The 20611-nt window shown below is 71.8% G+C and carries 23 protein-coding genes; 5 read left to right on the top strand and 18 right to left on the bottom strand.

Features of this window, described 5'->3' with window-relative positions; genetic code table 11:
* Positions 1-89 precede the first annotated feature (89 nt).
* Positions 90-956 (top strand): helix-turn-helix domain-containing protein, encoded by an 867-nt coding sequence (locus OO69_RS34440; RefSeq protein WP_033284809.1) that lies wholly within the window; start codon positions 90-92, stop codon positions 954-956.
* A complete protein-coding gene (locus OO69_RS34435; protein ID WP_033284808.1) occupies positions 953-1177 on the top strand; it encodes a DUF397 domain-containing protein in 225 nt (74 codons plus the stop codon). Before OO69_RS34440 ends, OO69_RS34435 begins: the two co-directional genes overlap by 4 nt.
* Here OO69_RS34435 and OO69_RS34430 read toward each other — a convergent pair.
* Both OO69_RS34430 and OO69_RS34425 read right to left on the bottom strand, forming a co-directional pair.
* Positions 1165-2028, bottom strand: a complete 864-nt coding sequence (locus OO69_RS34430; protein WP_033284807.1) for a helix-turn-helix domain-containing protein — start codon at positions 2026-2028, stop codon at positions 1165-1167. The genes OO69_RS34435 and OO69_RS34430 overlap by 13 nt on opposite strands.
* Before the next feature lie 21 nt (positions 2029-2049).
* Entirely contained in the window at positions 2050-2802 is a 753-nt protein-coding gene (locus tag OO69_RS34425; RefSeq protein WP_033284806.1) for a DUF6879 family protein, read from the bottom strand.
* 174 nt (positions 2803-2976) lie between these two features.
* On the opposite strand from OO69_RS34425, the gene OO69_RS34420 reads away from it, so the two are divergent.
* Positions 2977-3180: a hypothetical protein gene (locus tag OO69_RS34420; protein ID WP_033284805.1), complete on the top strand. Its 204-nt coding sequence runs from the start codon at positions 2977-2979 to the stop codon at positions 3178-3180.
* Complete coding sequence (locus OO69_RS34415) at positions 3177-3368, top strand: hypothetical protein (RefSeq protein WP_033284804.1); 192 nt, start codon at positions 3177-3179, stop codon at positions 3366-3368. Before OO69_RS34420 ends, OO69_RS34415 begins: the two co-directional genes overlap by 4 nt.
* Before the next feature lie 24 nt (positions 3369-3392).
* On the opposite strand, the gene OO69_RS34410 is transcribed toward OO69_RS34415, so the two are convergent.
* The 8 genes from OO69_RS34410 to OO69_RS34375 all read right to left on the bottom strand — a co-directional run bounded on the left by OO69_RS34410 (position 3393) and on the right by OO69_RS34375 (position 11500).
* Positions 3393-4868, bottom strand: coding sequence for an MFS transporter (locus OO69_RS34410; RefSeq protein ID WP_033284803.1), 1476 nt, complete (start codon positions 4866-4868; stop codon positions 3393-3395).
* 66 nt (positions 4869-4934) lie between these two features.
* Positions 4935-5966, bottom strand: a complete 1032-nt coding sequence (fbaA, locus tag OO69_RS34405) for a class II fructose-bisphosphate aldolase (RefSeq protein ID WP_033284802.1) — start codon at positions 5964-5966, stop codon at positions 4935-4937.
* A 132-nt stretch (positions 5967-6098) separates the two neighbouring features.
* Complete coding sequence (gene pyrE / locus OO69_RS34400) at positions 6099-6647, bottom strand: orotate phosphoribosyltransferase (protein WP_033284801.1); 549 nt, start codon at positions 6645-6647, stop codon at positions 6099-6101.
* Positions 6648-6657: 10 nt separating this feature from the next.
* Positions 6658-7446: an aldose epimerase gene (locus OO69_RS34395; RefSeq protein WP_033284800.1), complete on the bottom strand. Its 789-nt coding sequence runs from the start codon at positions 7444-7446 to the stop codon at positions 6658-6660.
* Positions 7447-7489: 43 nt separating this feature from the next.
* Positions 7490-8323 (bottom strand): SRPBCC domain-containing protein, encoded by an 834-nt coding sequence (locus tag OO69_RS34390; RefSeq protein WP_033284799.1) that lies wholly within the window; start codon positions 8321-8323, stop codon positions 7490-7492.
* 198 nt (positions 8324-8521) lie between these two features.
* Positions 8522-10117: a polyamine aminopropyltransferase gene (locus tag OO69_RS34385; protein WP_033284798.1), complete on the bottom strand. Its 1596-nt coding sequence runs from the start codon at positions 10115-10117 to the stop codon at positions 8522-8524.
* A gap of 113 nt (positions 10118-10230) precedes the next feature.
* Positions 10231-10767: a DUF2617 family protein gene (locus OO69_RS34380; protein WP_033284797.1), complete on the bottom strand. Its 537-nt coding sequence runs from the start codon at positions 10765-10767 to the stop codon at positions 10231-10233.
* A 424-nt stretch (positions 10768-11191) separates the two neighbouring features.
* On the bottom strand, positions 11192-11500 hold the full coding sequence (locus OO69_RS34375; RefSeq protein WP_033284796.1) for a hypothetical protein: 309 nt from the start codon (positions 11498-11500) through the stop codon (positions 11192-11194).
* A 129-nt stretch (positions 11501-11629) separates the two neighbouring features.
* Between OO69_RS34375 and OO69_RS34370 the strand changes: the two genes are divergently transcribed.
* Positions 11630-12820, top strand: a complete 1191-nt coding sequence (locus OO69_RS34370) for a pyridoxal phosphate-dependent aminotransferase (protein ID WP_033284795.1) — start codon at positions 11630-11632, stop codon at positions 12818-12820.
* Positions 12821-12907: 87 nt separating this feature from the next.
* Here OO69_RS34370 and OO69_RS34365 read toward each other — a convergent pair whose 3' ends face one another.
* The 8 genes from OO69_RS34365 to OO69_RS34330 all read right to left on the bottom strand — a co-directional run bounded on the left by OO69_RS34365 (position 12908) and on the right by OO69_RS34330 (position 20593).
* The gene (locus OO69_RS34365) at positions 12908-13441 is read right to left on the bottom strand and encodes a YbjN domain-containing protein (RefSeq protein WP_033284794.1); all 534 of its coding nucleotides are present in this window, start codon (positions 13439-13441) and stop codon (positions 12908-12910) included.
* Positions 13442-13517: 76 nt separating this feature from the next.
* A complete protein-coding gene (locus OO69_RS34360) occupies positions 13518-14258 on the bottom strand; it encodes a 4'-phosphopantetheinyl transferase family protein (RefSeq protein ID WP_234444601.1) in 741 nt (246 codons plus the stop codon).
* Positions 14255-15814 carry an amino acid adenylation domain-containing protein gene (locus OO69_RS34355; protein ID WP_033284793.1) on the bottom strand — a complete coding sequence of 520 codons (1560 nt, stop codon included), beginning with the start codon at positions 15812-15814 and terminating at the stop codon, positions 14255-14257. The genes OO69_RS34360 and OO69_RS34355 overlap by 4 nt, the downstream gene beginning before the upstream one ends.
* Positions 15807-17435, bottom strand: a complete 1629-nt coding sequence (locus OO69_RS34350; RefSeq protein ID WP_033284792.1) for an ABC transporter substrate-binding protein — start codon at positions 17433-17435, stop codon at positions 15807-15809. Before OO69_RS34350 ends, OO69_RS34355 begins: the two co-directional genes overlap by 8 nt.
* Positions 17432-17974 (bottom strand): flavin reductase family protein, encoded by a 543-nt coding sequence (locus OO69_RS34345; protein ID WP_051801392.1) that lies wholly within the window; start codon positions 17972-17974, stop codon positions 17432-17434. Before OO69_RS34345 ends, OO69_RS34350 begins: the two co-directional genes overlap by 4 nt.
* Entirely contained in the window at positions 17971-19020 is a 1050-nt protein-coding gene (locus tag OO69_RS34340; RefSeq protein ID WP_033284791.1) for a MupA/Atu3671 family FMN-dependent luciferase-like monooxygenase, read from the bottom strand. The genes OO69_RS34345 and OO69_RS34340 overlap by 4 nt, the downstream gene beginning before the upstream one ends.
* 35 nt (positions 19021-19055) lie before the next feature.
* Positions 19056-19265: an MbtH family protein gene (locus OO69_RS34335; protein ID WP_051801389.1), complete on the bottom strand. Its 210-nt coding sequence runs from the start codon at positions 19263-19265 to the stop codon at positions 19056-19058.
* Positions 19265-20593, bottom strand: a complete 1329-nt coding sequence (locus OO69_RS34330) for an MFS transporter (protein WP_051801387.1) — start codon at positions 20591-20593, stop codon at positions 19265-19267. The genes OO69_RS34335 and OO69_RS34330 overlap by 1 nt, the downstream gene beginning before the upstream one ends.
* Positions 20594-20611: the final 18 nt, after the last annotated feature.

Genomic DNA, 20611 nt, shown 5'->3' with positions numbered 1-20611 from the left:
TCCCCCTTGGGTAGAAAACTTTCCACTCGTGTGAGTGAATTGCTCGCGACGGTGTGCGATCCACACCCCGGACTTGCGACACTCCGCACATGCCCAACTCGCCACTGGTACCGACCGTTCGACGCCGCCGCCTGGGCGCGAGCCTGCGCGGCCTCCGCAACGAAGCCGGGATGACGCTCGATGTCGCTGCCACGGCCATGGGCTGGAGGGGCCCGAAGTTGTCGAAGATCGAGGGCGCCACGCAAGCGATCCGGCCGGCCGACGTGGGGGCGCTGCTCAGCGTCTACGGCGTGGGGGACCCCCAAGTGAGGGACGCGCTGGAGGACTTGGCGCGGGACGCCGGTAAGAGGGGCTGGTGGCAGACGTACAGCGGGGTGGTTTCGTCGGCCTATGCCGACTACATCTCCCTGGAGACGGACGCCGACACCATCAGCGCCTGGTCACCACTCGTCGTTCCGGGTTTGCTGCAGACGGCCGCCTACGCCCGGGAGACGATCGCCGGCGTGACGACCTCGCGCACCCCGGACGAGGTGGCCGCCCTGGCCGAGGTGAGGATGGCCAGGCAAGCCGTCCTCTCCCGCCCCGGCACGGCCCCTGAGCTGTGGGCCATCATCCACGAGGCGGCACTGCACCAGCGCTTCTCCGCACGGTCCTCGACCATGCGCGAGCAACTCCGTCGGCTGCTCGACGCCTCGGACATGCCCAACGTCACCGTGCAGTTGATGCCCCTGGACTCCACCGCACATCCCGGGGTGGTCGGTGGCTTCACGCTCACTGGCTTTCCACCGCCCATGCCCTCCGTAGTGCTCTTGGAGAACCTCGGCGGCGCGACGTACGTTGAGGGCGACGATGCGACCCCCTTCGCCAAAGCCTTTGAACGCATCCGTGCAACGGCCCTTCCGGTGGAGGACTCGCTCGCGAGAATCGCCGAGCTGGAAGAGAGCCACCGGAAGTGAATCACCTCAGAGCTGAGCTGTATGCGTACGACCTCACCGAGGCGATATGGCGGAAGGCGTCCGCCAGCGGCGCGGAGCACGACTGCGTCGAGATAGCCCAACTCCCGGCCGGAGCAAAGGCAGTTCGCGACTCCAAGGACCCGGATCGAGGCTTGCTGCGCTTCACCGCTTCCGAGTGGGCCGCCTTCCGCGCGGGCGTTCTCGGCGGTCATGCCGAATAGGGGCTCAACGCACGCTGCGCCGCATTGATCACGTTGTGCGCGTCGTTGCCGTACACCGCCGACTCCTCCAAAGTCGCCCAGACGCGCAGGTACGTAGCAACACTGTCGGCGTCGTCGATCCACAACTCCGCGTGCCAGTCCTCGACGATGACGAGGCGTTCGTCGTAGACCCAGAAGCTGTTGCCGGGCCAGATCTTCAGTGGGGCGCTGAACGGGACGATGCCGAGTTCGACGGTGTCCAGGCCGATGGTGGCGGCGAGATGGTGGAGTTGCGCCGCGAGGACGGACGGCGGGCAGACCAGGGAGCGGAGTGCGCCCTCCCACATCACGATCCGGTGGGTGCGGCCACGCTGGTACAGCCGTTCCTGCCGCTGGATCCGGGCGCGCACGGCGTCCTCGGTGTCGCGTGGTGACCGTAGGAGATCGGCGTGCCGGGCGAAGACGTGGCGGGCGTAGTCCGCGGTTTGCAGCAGACCGGGGATCAGGCAGTTCTCCCAGATCGTGAGGACCTGCGTGCGCTCGTGCTCCGCCGCGGCGGCGTCCTGGACCGTCTTGTGCCCCGCGGCCAACTGGCGACGCCATGAGCGGATGTGCGACTCGAACCCCCGGAGTTTGGCGAGCAGTTCATCGATGGCCTCGGGCTGACCGGTCCCGTTCGCCCAGGCCCGCAAGTCGTCGGCCGTGGCCGTCTGCCTGCCGTTCTCCAGCTTGCTGACCTTGACCTTGGTCCATCCCGGGCCGAGCCGTTCCGCGAGCCGCGTACCGGTGAGCCGGCCGTCAGGAGCCGTCAGGCGGAGCTCCCGGAGACGTACTCCGAGTGCTTCGCGGGCCTGCTGATAATCCGTGCTCACCGATGGGCACCTGCCTTACCTCTACCCCCTGGCGTCGGCCAAGGTCTTGAACCGCTCGTACGGGACGGCGTAGTGCATCGCGACGTCACGCAGCCGGTTGTACTGGTTGACGCGTGCGGGCTCCGTGATCAGTTCGGCACCCGTGAGATTGTCCTCGTCGTCCCAGCGGCACAGGGCGACGATATGCGAGTCGAAGATCCAGAAATCCTCGTCCGGCAGGTGCACGCGCTCGGCGTCCTCACGCCACATGTTCCGCACCTCCTCACCCAGCGCCGCGTTGTGTCCGGCGTGCGCGAGAAGGTACAACTGCCCTTCCGTCGGCGGGTTGTCGACGATACGGACCCGGCCGACGTAGGCGCCGTCGCGCGTCTTGGCGCCGATGGTGCGCGCCCACGGCGAGTCCATGTCCCATGTCGGCGCCCCGCCCCGGACGAACTGGGCGTAGGTGTCGGTGGCCCGGTCCACGGCGTAGCCCTTGCGCATCTCCAGATGCCAGGCGCTGTGCCGGAAGTTCTCGAAGAGCCGGGCGAACGTCTCCGGGTCGAGGATGCGCGGCTCGGTGTCGCGGGCCTTCGGGCCGAAGTCGATGATCGTGTTGCGCGGCACCACGACGGGGATCTCGTCCTCGTCCAGGTGCTGAAGCTGGGCGAGGGCGTCCGGGTCGGTGAGCCGGGGACTGTGCACGATGATCTCGCCCGTGTCCAGGTCTTCATGGATCGCGGGGCATGAACCTCCGCCGCTACCGGTGCCGTTGAAGCGCAGACGTCGCGTCATGACCAGTTCCTTTCCTCGGGAGGACTGATCCATCAAGCATCACGGAGGGCAACGGCCTGTGTACCGGGTCCGGTTGGCCCGCGCGGCTGACATCGCGCAACTTCACCACACCGTCAAGAAACTCCGAGCAACTCCCCTCGTGCCGCGCAACTCCCCACTCCTACCGTCCTGTTCATGGCTACGACGGAACAGCGGGACGTCGACCCGCGTACGGCAGTGAAGTCCCTCCGGCAAGCACTCGCCGAGGCCGGGATCGTCCTCCCGTCCCTCGGCGTCGACTGCGTGCACCCCGGCCTGAAGCTCGTCGAGCTGGGGAGAGTCCGCGCCGATGTCGCCGTACGTCTGGCGGAGGCAGTTCGGCGAGGAGTGCGTGCGTGAACGCGTCGGCGACCGATGACATCTCAACTCGCTCCGCGGAATGTGCCGTTGCCGCCCGGGCCGACTATCAGGACCTGCACCAGGACTGCCGCCAGACCAACGACATCCCGCTGCCTCACGGGGACGGCATGGTCCTGATCGCGCGGTGCACCTGCCCCTGCCACCCCTGCATCGCGACGGAGGCGTAGTGCCGCACCTTCACCGCCGAACCCCTACCCCGCGTCGAGAGGCCCCTTCCCCACCCGGGGCTCCAGCGGCGGAGCCGTCACCCAGCCGTGCGTGAGGCATTCCGGGCGGCGGCAGTCCGGGGCCGGGCGGCGTACGGTCGCGTAGGCCAGGATCGAGCCGATCACCAGGACCCCGGCGCACCACAGCATCGCCCGGTCGAAGGCGTGGTCGAAGGCGGGGGCCGAGAGGTACGCGTCCGGGCCCATGCCCGCCAGCAGGGGCAGGGCCGCCACCGCGATGAGGCCGGCCGCGCGGGCCGCCGCGTTGTTGATGCCGCTGGCCAGGCCCGCGCGGGCGGTGTCCACGGAGGCGAGGACCGTGGCCGTGAGCGGGGCTACCAGGATGACCATGCCGGTGCCCATCACCAGGAGGGCCGGTACTACGTCGGCCAAGTAGGAGGCGTCCGGGCCGACGCGGAGCATCAGGAGCATCGCCGTCGCGCAGAGCAGCGGGCCGACCGTGAGGGGGATGCGGGGGCCGATGCGCTGGGCCAGTTCGCCGGAGCGGGCCGAGAACAGGAGCATCAGGGCCGTTGTGGGGAGGAGAGCCGTGCCGGCCTGGAGCGCCGAGTAGCCCGCCACCACCTGGAGTTGGAGCGCGGTCAGGAAGAAGAAGCCGCCGAAGGCCGCGTAGACGCAGAGGGTGACGAGGTTGACCGCCGTGAACTGGCGCGACGCGAAGATGTCCGGCGGCATCATCGGATCGGGGTCGCGCTTCTCGACGTAGACGAAGGCGATGCCCGCCGCCACGCCCGCGACTGCGGTCAGGACGACCACCAGTGAGCCGTTGCGCGCCTCGATCAGGGCGTACGTCACGAGCGCCAGCGACACAGCGCCCAGCGCCGCGCCCAGGACGTCGAAGCGGCCGTGCTTACGGCCGTCCGCCGACTCGGGGACGTGGCGTACGGCGATGGGGGCGCAGATGAGGGCCATGGGGACGTTGATCAGGAACACCCAGCGCCAGCCGGGACCGTCCACCAGCCAGCCGCCCAGGAACGGGCCGACCGCCGCGCCGATGCCGCCGAAGCCGGACCACAGGCCGACCGCTTTGGCCCGGTCGTCGGGGTGGAAGGAGGCCTGGATCAGGGCGAGAGAGCCGGGGGTGAGGAGTGCGCCGCCGATGCCCTGGAGCGCGCGGGCCGCGACGAGGACAGCGACGTTGGGCGCCAGTCCGCAGAGCAGGGAGGCCGCCGCGAACCAGATCACGCCCAGGACGAAGATCTTGCGGCGGCCGTAGCGGTCGCCGAGGGAACCGCCGAGCAGGATCAGGCCGGCCAGCGTCAGCATGTACGCGTTGACCGTCCACTGGAGGGCGGCCAGGTCGGCCTGGAGGTCGCGGCCGATGCGGGGCAGGGCGACATTGACGACGGTGGAGTCCACCATGGCCATGCTGGAGCCGAGCACCGTGGTCAGCAGGATCCACTTGCCCTGGGGCGAGGCGAGCCGGACGTCGGAGGACATGCCCCAGGTATACAACGAGCCCGGTGCCGTAGCACCGGGCTCGCGAAACAGGCGTCTCAGAAGGCCTTACTTGATCTTCGTGCCCGTCGAGCGCAGGTTCGCGCACGCCTCGGTCACACGCGCCGCCATCGACGCCTCGGCGAGCTTGCCCCAGGTGCGCGGGTCGTAGGTCTTCTTGGAGCCGACCTCGCCGTCGACCTTCAGGACACCGTCGTAGTTGCGGAACATGTGGTCCGCGATCGGGCGCGTGAACGCGTACTGGGTGTCGGTGTCGAGGTTCATCTTCACGACGCCGTTCTCCAGCGCGGTGGCGATCTCCTCCGGCGTGGAGCCGGAGCCGCCGTGGAAGACGAAGTTGAACGGCTTGCTGCCGGCCGGCTGGCCGTACTTCGCGGCCACGCCCTCGTTCAGCTCCTTGAGCAGCTCGGGGCGGAGCACGACGTTGCCCGGCTTGTACACGCCGTGCACGTTGCCGAACGACGCGGCCAGCAGGTAGCGGCCCTTCTCGCCGAGGCCCAGCGCCTCGACCGTACGGATCGCGTCCTCGACCGTGGTGTAGAGGGAGTCGTTGATCTCGTGCGAGACACCGTCCTCCTCGCCGCCGGTCGGGGTGATCTCCACCTCGAGGATGATCTTCGCGGCGGCCGCGCGGGCCAGCAGCTCCTGCGCGATGGCGAGGTTGTCGGCGAGGGTCTCCGCCGAGCCGTCCCACATGTGCGACTGGAACAGCGGGTTGCCGCCGGCCTTCACGCGCTCCTCGGAGACGGCGATCAGGGGGCGGACGTAGCCGTCGAGCTTGTCCTTGGGGCAGTGGTCGGTGTGCAGCGCGACCGTGACCGGGTACTTCTCGGCGACGATGTGCGCGAACTCGGCCAGGGCCACGGAACCCGTGACCATCTCCTTGGCGTACTGGCCGCCCAGGAACTCCGCGCCACCCGTGGAGATCTGGACGATGCCGTCGCTCTCGGCCTCCGCGAAGCCGCGCAGCGCAGCGTGCAGGGTCTGGGTCGAGGTCACATTGATGGCCGGGTAGGCGAACTTGCCTGCCTTCGCCCGGTCGAGCATCTCGTTGTAGACCTCGGGGGTTGCGATGGGCATCTGTCCGCTCCTTGGTATGTGCGGGTTGGCGATCTTCGCGATCTGCGTGCTACGGCCCTGACCTAGACCTTGGGTGCGACGTCATCGTCGGCCCCATCTTTCCAGACGCGGCCGGATGCTAAGAGTGGGCGGTCAGTCCAGGCCCAGCTCGTCCTTGGAGTAGGCGAAGAGATACGGCACCCCGGCCCCGGCCTCGATCTTCTCGGCCGCGCCGGTCGCCCGGTCCACGATGGTCGCGACGGCGACGACCTCCGCACCGGCCCTGCGCACGGCCTCGACGGCGGTGAGCGGGGAGTCGCCGGTGGTGGAGGTGTCCTCGACGACCAGGACCCGGCGGCCCTTGATCTCGGGGCCCTCCACCTGACGCTGCATGCCGTGCGCCTTCGCGGCCTTGCGGACGACGAAGCCGTCCAGCTTCCGGCCGCGCGCCGCGGCGGCGTGCACCATCGACGTGGCGACCGGGTCTGCGCCCATGGTCAGCCCGCCGACCGCGTCGAAGTCCAGCTCGGCGGTCAGGTCCAGCAGCACCTGCCCGACGAGCGGGGCGGCCTCGCCGTCGAGGGTGACGCGGCGGAGGTCGATGTAGTAATCGGCCTCCAGCCCCGACGACAGGGTCACCTTGCCGTGCACCACGGCCTTGTCCTTGATCTGCTGCAGCACCACGCCGCGTACGTCCGTCATGCCGCCCAGCTTAGAGGCGCCTCCAGGCCCAGGTCATCGTGGCTTCCAGCGGCTCGATCGGGGTGACCAGGCGGGGCAGGGTGTTCAGTCCGTTCGGCGGGCCGGTCTGCGGTTCCACGCACACGGCGGCCTCCTGCTCGTCGTAGACGACGACCCATTCCTCCGGGCTCGTCACCTTCAGCTCCAGCTGCCCCGGCCAGGTCAGCGTGACGTCGACGCCGTCCGGCATGCCGAAGCAGTCGTCCCAGGGGCCGGGCTTCACGTCGATGCGGTTGCCGGTGGGGAGGTGGTCGTCGCCGCGCTCCTCCTGCCAGGCGGGGCTGAAGTCGACGGTCACGTCCTCGCCGCCGAGGTTCCGGTGGAACCACGGGTGCCAGCCGATCTGCGCCGGGAAGGAGTCGTCGTACGCCTCCACCGCCATCGTGAGCGTCAGGGCGTCGGCGGTCAGCGCGACGGCCTGGGTGACGCGGCCGGGGTGGGGCCAGGGCTCGACCAGGTCGTACGTGATGACCGCCTCGTCGGCCGACCTGCGGGCGGTGCGCCAGGCGCCGTCGCGGACGGTGCCGTGGATGGCGTGCGGCGGGGAGTTGAGGGGCATCTGGCGGACGGTCCCGCCGTCGAGGAAGCGGCCGTCACGGATCCGCCCGCACCAGGGGACCATCGGGAAGCACCCGAACCGCTCGCCCTGGCGCAGGAGTTCGGTGCCGCCGACGCGGAGCCCTCCGATACGGCCGCCGTTGCCCGGCTGCACTGTCACTTCCGCGTCACCCGCGGTCAGCGTGATCTCTTCGTTACTCACGGCACGACCCTACTGGGCTGATCGGAAGCGCGGGCGCCGACCCTCAACGGCGTTTGCGCAGCACCCTGTTGACCACGATCGCCGAGGCCACGATCACCGCCGCCGCGGGGGCCGCCCAGCGGAGGGTAGCGTTCGTCGACACGGTCTGCGGGGCGGGGACGGGGGCGTAACGGCCGCGCGGGGGCGCGTGGTCGACCTCCTCCGCGCTGCGGCCGATCATCGTGCGGCGCGCGTGCGCGGCCTCGGCGGGGGGTTCGGGGGTGTCGGCGAAGGTCTCGGAGACGTGGGGTCCGGGTTCGTCGAGGCCACCGATGTCGGCCACGGGCTCGTCGATGTCGTCGATCTCATCGGGCTCGTCGGGCTCGGCGGCCAGGGAGTCCAGCGGGTCCAGGGGTGGAGGCGGAATCTCGGTCTCCGGTGTCTCCAACACGGCGGTGGGGTCCGTGAGTTCGGCCGGGTCCGGTTCCGCCGCGGCCGCCCCCAGGTTCTCCGCGAAGCGGTCCAGCAGCCTGGTCGTCGCGGACCTCACCGCGTCCGGCGCCAGTTCGGTGATCCGGCCGTCCGCCGTCGCCGTACCGTCGAAGACGAGGGTGGAACCGCCGTCGGTCTCGCGGACGCGCAGGTTGAGCGCGAGTTTCACGGAACCGGTGCCGCGGGCCTCGGTCGCGTCGCCCTCCACGGCGTACGTGCCGTCGTCCTGCGCGGAGACGCGCGCGGAACCCCGGTAGGTGATGGAGTGGCTGCCGACGCGGACCTTCAGGCGTCCGGCGACGGGTCCGGAACCGGCGTCCTGCTGGAAGCCGGGGATTGCGCGGGCGACCCGGGCGGGATCCGCGAGTGCGTCCCGCAGGTGATCGGGGGTAACCGGAACGTGCACCTCATGCTCCATGCTTGCCGAGCCTACCCAGGTTGGGCGGGGGTGTACGTGCCGTTGCCCGGAAGTGCGGCCGTGTTGGTGCGGGCGTCCCTGGGGGCTGCGCCCCCAGACCCCCTTCGGCCTGAACGGCCTCGTCCTCAAACGCCGGACGGGCTGGATATTGCCGACCTGCGTTGAAATGCGCCGCCCTCCGCGAGATCAGTACCGCGGATGCACCAACGTGGAAGCCGCCAGCCCCGGCACCCGCGTCCGCTCCGCCGCCCGTTCCTCGCTCGCCAACCCCGGCTCCGCGGGCGCCACCCCCCGGGTCGCCAGCACGAACCCCCAGTCCCGCGGAGCCCGCGACGTCCCGGTCGCCCGGTCGGGCCCCGCCGCGAACCCCGAGGCTCGGCCGCCCACCCGGTACGGGACGGCGTGGAGCCCGGCCGCGCGGACCGTCGAGACCACCGTCCAGAAGACCTGGCGCCGGGAGGACACGGGACCGGCGTGCACGACCAGCCGTCCCCGGCCGGTGAGGGCCCGGCGGGCGAGGCCGTAGAACTCCTGGGAGTACAGCTTCGTGCTGGCGGTGATGCCGGGGTCGGGGAGGTCCGCGATCACCACGTCGTACGACCCCGGGCGGACCGCGCGCAGGCGGTCGAACGGGTCGCCCGTGGTGACGTGGACGCGCGGGTCGTCGTAGACATGGCCGTTGAGGGCGGACAGGGCGGGGTCGTGGCGGGCCAACCGGACGACGCCCGCGTCGAGTTCGACGATGTCGACGCGGCGCACGCCCCGGTGGCGCAGTACTTCCCGCGCCGCGAGGCCGTCGCCGCCGCCGAGGACGAGCACGCGCGCGTGGGGGCCGTTCATCGCCGGGGCGACGAGCGCCTGGTGGTAGCGGTTCTCGTCGCGGCCGCTGACGCGGAGGCGGCCGTCGAGGAAGAGGTCGAGGGGGCGGCCGTGGTCGCCGCCGGTGAGGACGACCTCCTGGACGTCGGTCTGGAGCGCGACCCGGACGTCCTTGCCGTAGACCGCGTGCCGCGCGGCCCGTTCGAAGTCGTCGACCAGGACCGCGGCGGAGGCGAGCAGGCCGAGCACCATGAGGTTGGTGATGATCAGGAGCCAGCGGCCCCGGCGGGAGAGATCGCGGCGGAACAGGCCCAGGACCAGGGAGCCGCCGGCGACCACGTTGACCGTGCCGGTGAGCAGGGTGCCGGTCAGCTGGCCCAGGAAGGGGAGCAGGAGGAAGGGGAACGCCAGGCCGCCGACCAGCGCGCCCACGTAGTCCGCCGCGAACAGGTCCGCCACCGCGCCGCCCGCGTCCTGGCGGCGGATCCGCTGGATCAGCTCCATGAGCAGCGGGACCTCCGCGCCGATCAGCAGGCCGATCGCCAGCGAGAAGGCGACCAGGAGGCAGCGCGGGCCCTGGGCCCACAGGCCGCCCCAGTTCCCGGTCCAGGCGAAGACCGCGTACAACGCCATCGCGCTGCAGCCGCCGATCAGCGCGAGGGCCGCCTCGACCGCGCCGAAACCGGCCGCCGCGTGCCAGCGCAGACGTTTCGCGGCGAGCGAGCCGATGCCCATCGCGAAGACCATGACGGAAAGGACGACGGACGCCTGGGTGACCGAGTCGCCGATCAGGTACGAGGCGAGGGCGACGAGTTCGAGTTCGTACACGAGTCCGCAGGCCGCGCAGACGAAGACGCCCGCGAGCACCAGGAACCGGCCCGTGCCCGGCCGTACGGGCAGCCGCGCGGGGCCTGCCCACGGTGGCTGGGTACCCGGCCGGGCCGGCGCGTGCGGTTCGATCACGCTGCGACGTTACGTCACATGATGGGCACGCTTCGTCACCCACACGTGTGGAATGTGTTTACAGCGACCGGGGTCGGTGTCGGCCGCGCAGGCCCACCCGGCCTCATCCAGGTTTATACGGGCGACGGCACCGCGTGCCCCACCGGCACCCGCACCCCCACCCGCGTCCGTGTCGCCACCAGCTGCCCGTCCTGCGGATACGCGTGCCAGGTGCGCCAGAGCACCTGGCCCTCGTGCCGCTGGGCGAGCATCGCGGTGAAGGCGTGCGGGCTGCCGGGGAAGACCCCGGCGAGGCCGTTGGGATGGTCGGCGACGAGGGCCAGCAGTTCCTGGGCGCGGCCCGCGAACTGTCCCGGGGACAGCACCTCGACCCGGGCCGCGAACTCGTACTCCCAGTCGCCGACCCGCTTGGCCACCCCGAGCGGCAGCGGTGTGCTGGAACCCGGGATGCACGCGACCGTCTCCGAACAGCTGCCCCGCTCCTCGTCCAGGAGTACCTGGTGGGACGCGCCGAGCAGTCTCAACTGGAGCTTGGCACCGGCCAGTTCGAGATCGAGCGTGGCCAGGGCGGGAAGCGGCTCGAGCCCCAGGGTCCAGGCGAGGTCGGCCGCGCGCGTATCGGTGTAGGAGGTCTTCAGGGTCGTGAGCATGGATCGGCTCCGCTAGCACGCAAAGAAAGGGGAGGTGAGGGGAGGTGTGGGGGTCCGGCACACCCCGGCCGACACCGGGACGTCGGCCCGGTCGGCCCAGTGAGGAGATGGTGTCTGCAGGCGCCCGAGGGGTTGCGTTGGGGCTGCGTTGGTGTTTTAGAGGGAATCATGAGCGGTGGCGCCACCACAGCGTTTTTACCCAACTTCGTGGGGTTTCCATCCCTCAGGGGGCTGCACAGCTCAACTGTTCAACCAAGGCGTACGCCCAGGCGTGTCAGGCGCGCGCCGGAGCGCCCGCCGGGAGCGGTCTCCCGACGGGCGCCCCGACCCCCCGTGCCATCCCGTCGGCGGTGCTCAGCTGCCCCGTGTCAGCTGTCACCGCGTCCGGCTCACCCGGTATCCGCGTCCGCTCACCGCGTCCGGCTCAGTTGCCGCCGCCGCAGCCGCCCCCACCCCCGCAGGACGATCCCCCGCCGCACGACGAGCCGCCCCCGCAGGACGAGTGCCCGCCGCCGCAGGAGTGGTGGCCCCCGTGGTGCCCGCCGGAGTGCCCGCCCGAGGACGACGAACCCCCGTCCCCGGCCCACCAGCTGCTGCTCGTACCGGCGGCGCTCCCGCCGTAGAACCCGGACCGGCGGCCCGATCCCTTGCCGAGCTTGTCCTTGCGCCCGGCGCGGACCACCGCGCCTACGAACGCCACTGCGATGACCGCCAGGATGACGAAGAAGAACATGACGTCACCCTCCTTCCAGTTCCCCCGAAGCGGCCCCCCGTGGGCGCCCCGGTTGGTGCGTGAAGCAGGGATGCCCGGCCGTCTCACCTGCCAAAGCAGAGTTGAGGAAGTCCAGAGCTTGAGCGCAGGATGGCGGGCATGACCTCCACCGCACGCCCCCTCCTCAACCGCCGGCTCGCCGAATTCGGGACGACGATCTTCGCCGAGATGTCCGCCCTGGCCCTGAAGACCGGTTCGATCAACCTCGGCCAGGGTTTCCCCGACACGGACGGCCCCGAGGAGATCCGCGAGGCGGCGGTCCGCGCGCTGCGCGACGGACGCGGCAACCAGTACCCGCCGGGCCCCGGCGTCCCCGAACTCCGCACCGCGATCACCGCCCACCAGCAGCGCCGCTACGGCCTCTCCTACGACCCCGACACCGAGGTCCTGGTCACGGCGGGCGCGACGGAGGCGATCGCCGCGGCGCTGCTCGCCCTGGTGGAACCCGGCGACGAGGTCATCGCCCTGGAGCCGTACTACGACTCCTACGCGGCCTGCATCGCGATGGCGGGCGGCACCCGCGTACCGGTCACCCTGCGCCCCTCGGAAGGCCGCTTCCGCCTCGACCTGGACGAGCTGCGCGCCGCCGTCACCGACCGCACCCGCCTCCTCCTGATCAACACCCCGCACAACCCGACCGGCACCGTCCTCACCCGCGAGGAACTCGCCGCCATCGCCGAACTCGCCGTAGAACGCGATCTGTTGGTGATCACGGACGAGGTGTACGAGCACCTGGTCTTCGACGAGGCCGAGCACATCCCGCTCGTCACCTTCCCGGGGATGCGGGAGCGGACGGTGTCGATCGGTTCGGCGGGCAAGACGTTCTCGTTCACGGGCTGGAAGGTCGGCTGGGTCACGGGCACCCCCGCCCTCGTCACGGCCGTACGGTCGGCGAAGCAGTTCCTGACGTACGTGGCCTCGGGCCCGTTCCAGTACGCGGTGGCGGAGGCGCTGGCCCTCCCCGACTCGTACTTCGACGCCTTCCGCGCGGACATGCTGGCCAAGCGGGACGTCCTGGCGACGGGCCTGGCGGAGGCGGGCTTCGAGGTCTTCCGCCCGGCGGGCACGTACTTCATCACGACGGACATCCGCCCCCTAGGAGAGACGGACGGCTTCGCGTTCTGCCGCGCGCTGCCGGAACTCGCCGGTGTCGTCGCCATCCCGAACGCGGTCTTCTACGACCACCGGGAGGAGGGCGCGCCCTTCGTACGGTTCGCGTTCTGCAAGCGGGTGGGTGTCCTGGAGGAAGCGGTGGACCGGCTGAAGAAGCTGGCGGGCTGAGAGAGACGGACAGAAAAGACCGGCGCCCGTCCACAGGCTGTGGACGGGCGCCGGTCGTACGTGGTCTTACGGGACCGAGGAGAACTACTACTCCTCGTCGTCCTCAGGCTTCTCGACGGCCTCGTCGACTTCCTCGGTGAGGCCGAGCTGCTCGACGAGCCAGCGGTCGAACTCGATCGCCGCGCGCACCCAGCTCACCGTCGAGGACACGAAGTGGTTCAGGTCGACGCCGGTGCCGATCAGCATCTGCGCCTCACCGATGAGACGGACGGTGCCGTCGTCATGGGTGTGCGTGTAGACCTTGGGCCACAGGGTGCGCCGGTTCCAGTCGTCGATCGACTCCAGCAGCTGCGGCTTGACGTCGATGTCGTGCGGACGGTCGTAGAACGTCCGCACCGAGAAGACCAGCTGGTCGTCCTCGCCACGGAACATGAAGTACGTACGGAACTGCTCCCACGGCGCCGCGAGGTCACCCTCGTCGTCGACGACATACTTCAGCTCCATCTGGTCGAGGAGCTGCTTCACGAGGTCCTGATCCGGGACGACGGGGCCCGCCGGTCCTTGGGGGTTCGGCTCGGGCTGGCCCCCGAAGTTCGGAATCGAGGACGGGTCGATGCTCACCGTGTATTTCCCTTCGTACGGATTCCGCCATCCTCCCCCATCCGGGGAGGGGGGTGGCAACCCCTGCCGGATCCCGTCAGTGGACGGCTGACGGGATTCCGCCGTCCCGGGCGGCACCACGGACCGGCGGGGTGGCGATCGACACGGCCGTCAGCAGCAGGCCGTCGCGGCGCGCCCAGCGGCCGGGGGCCAGGTCGAAGGGGAGCCGGCCCGGCTGCAGCACCCGCGCCGTGAACGTCGGGCGGCCCGCCGCGAAGGTCAGTTCGGCGTCCAGGAAGTCCAGCCAGCGGCGGGCCCTGGGGAACCACGCCTTGTAGAGGGACTCCTTCGCGCTGAACAGCAGCCGGTCCCAGTGCACGTCCGGCTCGGCGACGGTCAGCTCGGCCACCATCCGCCGCTCGGCCGGCAGCGCGATGTGGCGCAGGACGCCCTCGGGCATCGGACCGTCGGGCTCGGCGTCGATGCCCAGCGTCCACACGTCCGAGGCCCGGGCGACGGCCGCCGCGCGGTAGCCGTCGCAGTGGGTGAGGCTGCCGACGAACCCCGCGGGCCAGCACGGCTCCCGGTGCGGGCCGACCGGAATCGGACCGGGTGCCTGCCCGAGCGCGGCCAGGGCCCGGCGGGCACAGGAACGGGTGGTGAGGAACTCCCGTCGCCGCGCCACCGAGGCGGACCCGACCTGGGCCGCCTCCTCCGGGTGGACCGGCCCGGCCGCCTCGTCGCCCCGCGCCTCGGCCACGACGACGCCGACGGGCAACAGGCCCGACAGCAGAGCGCACCCGTTCACCGGGCCGGGCCCGGACGCGGCGGTCCTCACCGGGCCGGCCCCGGGGCGGCGAGACGGCTCGCGACCGCCCGGCGGTCGATCTTCCGGTTGGCGTTCAGCGGGAACGCGTCGAAGTGCGTGAAGCCGCGCGGGAGCATGTAGACGGGCAGCCGGTCCGCAAGGTGGCCGCGCAGCGCGAGAGGTTCTCGGGGAGTGCCGGTGTACGCGGCCTCCAGGGCCGGCTCGGATCCCTCGGCCGTACAGACCGTGACGACGGCCTCGGCGACACCGTCGGCCGTGCGCAGGGCGGCCTCGATGTCGCCGAGCTCGATGCGGTGGCCGCGGATCTTCACCTGCTGGTCGAGCCGCCCCAGGTGCAGCAGGGCGCCGTCCGCGCCGCGCCGCACCCGGTCGCCGGTGCGGTAGTACAGCTCCGTGCCGGGCGCCGCCCGCTCCTCGTGCACGGTGGCCCGTCCGCCGTCGAAGCGGAGGAACCGGCCGGGGTTCTCGGCGGGGTCGAGATAGCCGGGGAAGCGCTGCGGGCCGCGCAGGCACAGCTCGCCCTCGTCCGCCGGCCGGCCGGAGTCGTCCAGGACGAGGGCGTCCAGGTGCGGGTAGGGCGTGCCGATGGGCACGGTGCCGTTGGCGGTGGCGGGCCAGTCGGCGAGGTCGGCGGGCAGCCGGTACTGGGTGCAGGAGACGGTGACCTCGGTGGGGCCGTAGAGGTTCTCCAGGACGCTGCCGGGGGCCGCGGCCCGCCAGGCGGCGGCCTGTTCCAGGGTGAGCGGTTCGCCGCCGAACAGGGTCCAGCGCAACTCCGGCATGCTGCCCGGGGCCAGGTCGCGCAGCCGTCGGGCGTAGGAGATCACCGAGGGGACGGAGAACCAGTGGGTGACGCGGTGCTCGCGGACGAAACGGGCCGGGCGGACCAGTTCGGCGCGGTCGGGTACGACGAGGGCCGCGCCGGCGCTCCAGGCGGTGAACATGTCCCACGCGGTCGGGTCGAAGGTCAGGTCGAAGGTCTGCGAGACCCGGCTGTCGGGTCCGATGCCGTAGCGGTCGACGGCGTGGTCGAGCACGGCCGCCACGTTGCGCTGGAGCACCGGGACGCCCTTGGGGGTGCCGGTGGAACCGGAGGTGAAGACGATGTAGGCGACCGCGTCGGGGCGCGGTGCGTACGGCGGGAGGCCGACGGCCGACTGCGCGGGGCCGGGCTCGGTGAACGGCAGGACGGGGCAGGGGAACCGGGTCGCCCGGTCCGTCTCCGCGGCTTCCGGTCCGGCGAGCACCACGTCCAGCCCGGCCGCCCCGGCGATCGCGGTGAGCCGGGCCGGGGCGACCTCCGGGCCCAGCGGTACGGCGGCGGCGCCCAGCCGTTGGGCGGCCAGGTACGAGGAGTACGCGGCGACGCTGCGGTTGGCGAGGACACCGACGCGCTGCGGGCGGCGCCCGCCGAGGACGTCGAGCACCCGGGCCGCGGTGTGCTCGGCGAGGCGGCGCAGGGCCGCGTAGTCGAGGGCGCGGCCGGCCGTCTCCAGCGCGGTCCGGGCCGGATGCGCGTCGGCGGACGCGGCGAACCGCTCGTAGAGCGTGCGGTGGTCAGCCACGGGCGCCGTCCTCCGGACCCGTGACGTACGCGTCGTAGTACACCGGTGTGCCGAGGAAGGACGAGGTGAACACCCCGCCCACCCGCGAGCCGGAGACCGCGAGATAGGTGTAGGAGAAGACCGGCACCAGCGGGATGTGACGGGTCGTCAATGTCTCGTCCAGCGCGGCCCATTCGGCCGCCGCGCGGTCGGCGGGCAGCGCGGAGACACGGGCGATCTCGGCGTTGACGTCCGGGTCGTCGAGGTAGGTGTAGTTCGCGTTCCCGGTGGCGCGCAGGGTGCGGCCGTCGAAGCCGGTGAGGAGGGTCGAGGCGCCGGGCCAGTCGGCGGCCTGGCACATCAGGTAGAGGTCGTACGCGTGGCCGCGGGTGAGGACCGCCGTGTTGTGCCGGGGCCGGTCTATTTCCACCAGCTCGACGTCGAAGCCCGCCGATTCGAGGGAGCGGGCGACCTCCCGGGCGCCCGCGGTGAAGTACTCGCCGTCGCGGCTGAGCAGCCGCAGCGTACGGCCGTCCCAGCTGTCCGGCAGGCCGCGCGGGCCGCCCGTGTGCGGGTCGGGGTAGGGGCGGTGGCCGATGGTGGCCGGGGACAGGACGGTGTGGGTGATCTCGCCCTGGGTGGCGCCCGCCATCGCGTCCCGCACCGCCTCCTTGTCCAGCGCGCGGGCGATCTCCCGGCGGACCTCCACATCCGTCACCCGGGCCGTGTTGATCGCCAGGTACCAGACGAGCGGGGTGCGGTCGCGGCGCAGGCGCGGTGCCAGGGACGGGTCGGCGAGCAGCCGCGCCGCGACCTCGTCGGGAGCGTTGTTCTCGGCGACGGCGAAGGCGTCCGTGCCCTCGTCGACCTGGGCGCGCCGGTTCTGGACGGCGGCGGCGACGCCGAGTTCGATCTCGATCCGGTCCGGGTGGTCGTGCCGTACGGCGTCGGTGGCCGGGTCCCAGTGCGGGTTGCGCTCCAGGACCAGCCGCTCGCCGGGTACGTGCGCGGCGACGCGGTACGGTCCGGAGGCGAGCGGCGCCTTGCCGTACGACTCACCGGTGTCGGCGTCCTCCGGTACCGGCACGCTCGTCACCAGGGCAGCGGCGAACGGCAGGTCGGGGCGCGGTTCGGGGAAGCGGAACACCAGCGTGCGCGGGTCCACCACGTCAAGACCCGGCACCTCGTCGGTGCCGTCCGTGAAAGGGCCCGCGTAGGGGCCGCCCGCGCGCAGCCAGTCCTGGAGGTGCTGGGGGCCGCCGGCGAGGCTCTCCTCGAAAGAGCGGGCGATGCCGTGGGCGACGTGGGCCGCCGTGATCGCGCGGCCGTCCTCGTAGCGCAGTCCGGGCTTGAGGGTGAACTCCCATACGCGGCCGTCGCCTTCGACGTCCCGGCCGGGCTGCTCGGCGAGGTCGCCGACCAGCCGCCAGCCGCCCTCGCCGTCCTCGGCGAACATCGTCAGGGTGCGGAAGAGGAGGTGGCCGAGCGCGACTCCCTGGAGGGTCTGGATGCGCTGCGGGTCGAGGTGGTCGTAGTCGCCGTCGCGCAGGACGCGCAGGGTGCCGCCGCGCACCGCGCCCGGCACCGAGCGGGCCGGGCCTCGTGAATCGCGCGGGTCCCAGGCGATGGATGCCTTGCTCATGTACGTCCTCCGAAGGGCCCGGACGGGCTGAGGGAAGGGTCGGGGGCGGTGAAGGAGCCGTCGGCGAAGACCAGCGGCCGTTCGCCGCCGAGCGGGCCGAAGTCCTCGACACGGCCGACGACGAGGGTGTGGTCCCCGGCGGGGTGCGCGGCCTGCACCGAACAGTCGAACCAGCCCACGCCGTCGGGCAGCACCGGGCAGCCGGTGACCGGTCCCGCCATCCAGTCGTCGGCGGCGAACGCCGCGGCGCCGACGGGCCGTTCGGGGTCGGCGAACCGGCGGGCGGTGCCTGTCTGCCCGTCGCTGAGCACGGTCACGGCGAACCGGCCCGAGCGCAGCACATGGGCGTGCGCCCGGGAGCCGGCACCGATACCGACCGCGACCAGCAGCGGATCGAGCGACAGGGTCATGAAGGCGTTGGCCGTCATGCCGTACGGCTCCGAGCCGGCGAACGTGGTGAGCACGGTCACCCCGGTCGGGAACCGGCCCGCCGTGCGCCGGAACAGCGCGGTGCGCCCGGACGTCGCGGGTGCCGTCACGAAGACGCCTCGCGCAGCGCGTCGAGGTGGTCCAGGCCGGTGAGCACCTCGGCCTTGCCCACCCCGAAGTCGATCAGGCAGGCCAGCTCGTCGACTCCGGCGGCGCGGGCCCGCTCGACGACGACGGCCGCCTGCTCCACCGTCCCGAACAGGCCGCTGCTGTGGTAGTAGGTGTCGAAGGAGCGCCGTACCAGGAAGTCGATGTCGGACTCACGCAGCTTGTCGGGGTCGAAGCCGGACAGGATGCTGCCCGCCGAGCGGGCGATGAGCCCGAAGGAGCTCTTCAGGTACGCGGTGAACGGCTCGCGGACGGTCTCCTTCACCTTCTCCGGGTCCTCGCCCAGGTAGGTGTGGAGCATCAGGGCCACATGGCCGGGCCGGCCGTCGTGACCGGGGCGCTGTGCGAGTGCCTCGCGGTACAGGGCGATCTTCTCGGCGAGCTGGTCGACGTCCTGGCCCAGCAGGTGGGTCAGCACGCCGGCGCCCGCCGCGCCGGCCGCGCGGAACGTCTCGGGGCCGCCCGCGCTGGTCACCCAGACGGGCAGCTCGCGCTGGACGGGCGGCGGGAAGACGCGCACCTCGGCCGCGTTGCCCGCGCCGTCGGTGACGGCCAGGGGCTCGCCCCGCCACAGGGCGCGCACCTGCTCCACGGCCTCGATGACGGCGGTCTTGCGGCCCGCGTAGCCCTCGGGGCGCAGCGCGAAGTCGACCGCGTTCCAGCCGGAGGCCAGCGACAGACCGGCCCGGCCGCCGGAGAGGTTGTCGACGACCGACCACTCCTCGGCGATGCGCAGCGGGTGGTGCAGCGGGGCGACCACGCTCCCGGCGCGGATCGCGACCCGCTCGGTGACGGTGGCGACGGCGGCGCCGGTCACCGACGGGTTCGGGTAGAGCCCGCCGAAGGGGTGGAAGTGGCGCTCGGGTGTCCACACGGCCGAAAAGCCGTGCGTGTCGGCGTACTTGGCGCCTTCGAGCAGCAGGTCGTAGCGGCCGCCGCCGCTCTCGCCGCCGCTGCCGTCGGCGAAGTAGAAGAGACTGAAGTCCATCGCGGGTGCCTCTCGGGGCGTGTCGTCGGGGGCGGTCAGCGCAGGCTGAGCGGGCGCAGGTCGGTCCAGACGGTCTCGATGTGCGCGAGGGCCTCCGCGCGCGTGCCCTCGAAACCGGCGGCGCGCCAGCCCGCCGGCAGGGGCAGCGGGGCGGGCCACACCGAGTACTGCTCCTCGTGGTTGACGACCACGAGGTGACGGGGCTCGGTGCCGGGGGCCTCGTGCGTGTCGTACGGCTGGGACATCAGGCTGTTTCCTTGCTCTGGGACGGGAGGTCGATCTGGGGCGGGAGGTCGAACCGGATCCGGGCCAGCGAGGACAGGCCCAGCGGGACCAGTGCCGAGGACAGGCCGATCGCGGAGATCAGAACCGTGGTGCGCAGGCCGAGGGCGCCGCCGAGGAAACCGCCCAGGAGCGCGCCGACGGGCGCGATGCCCATGGCGACGAAGCGGTTGGTGGCGGCGACCCGGCCCTGCAGGGCGTCGGGAGTGAGGGTCTGCCGGATGCTGAGCACGGTGACGTTGTTCGCGACACCGAACGAGGCGAACAGGAAGTTGATCAGCATCAGGGTGCCCACGGCCAGGAACCCGGAGCCGTGCACGGCGGCGAGGCCGAGCATGACGAGGTTGGCGATCGAGGCCGTGACCAGCATGGTGCGGCCGTAGCCGAAGCGCTGCGGCAGTCGGCCCGCGAAGGCCGCGCCGACCAGGAAACCGGGCCCGAGCGCGGCCATCACCAGGCCGATCCCGCCGGCCGACAGGCCCAGGGTGCGCGGCATGAACTGGACGAAGGCCACCTCCAGCGCGGTGAAGGAGAGGTTGAAGATCGAGGCCATGATCGTCATGGCGCGCAGCGGCTCGTTGCCGAAGACGAACCTCAGCCCGGCCCACACCTCGCGCAGTGTCCCGGCGGGCGTGGCGCCCCCGGCGTTCTCGGCCCTGTCCTCCTTGTGCCGGATGGTGGCGATGGTCAGCGCGGACACGAGGTACGACACCGCACCGGCCAGCACCGCGACGGGCGCGGTGAGCCACTGCACCAGCACACCGCCGAGCGCGGGTCCGCCGATGGTGGCGGCGGACTGGCTGGCGCCGAGCGCCGAGTTGCCGCGGGTGAGCTGGTCGCGGCCCACGATCCGGGGCAGATAGGCCTGCCCGGCCACGTCGAACAGCACGCTGCCGCAGCCGGCGAAGAAGCCGAGGACGTACAACCAGCTGATGCCGAGCCGGTCCGTCCAGTACAGAACGGGCACCAGGGTCAGCACGAGCGCGCGGCCGAGGTCGGTGGCGATGAGGATGTTCCTGCGCCGGACCCGGTCCACGAGCACGCCCGCGAACAACGAGACCAGCAGGTACGGCAGTTTGACCACCGAGGTGAGCAGGCCGACCTGTTCGGAGCTGGCGGCCAGGGCCAGCACCGCGACGAGGGGCAGCGCGAGTTCGCTGACCTGGGCGGCGAACAGGGAGGCGGTCTGCCCGGTCCACAGCCGGGTGAAGTCGGCGTTGCGCCACACGCTCGGGGCGGGCGGGGCGGCCTCCTCCCCGACGGGGGCGGCGTCGGTCGTGGCATCGGTCATGGGGGTACTCCGTAACTC

Origin of the sequence: Streptomyces sp. NRRL F-525 (assembly GCF_000716605.1) — a bacterium.
Lineage (GTDB): Bacteria > Actinomycetota > Actinomycetes > Streptomycetales > Streptomycetaceae > Streptomyces.
This window is presented reverse-complemented; position numbering and strand designations above follow the sequence as displayed.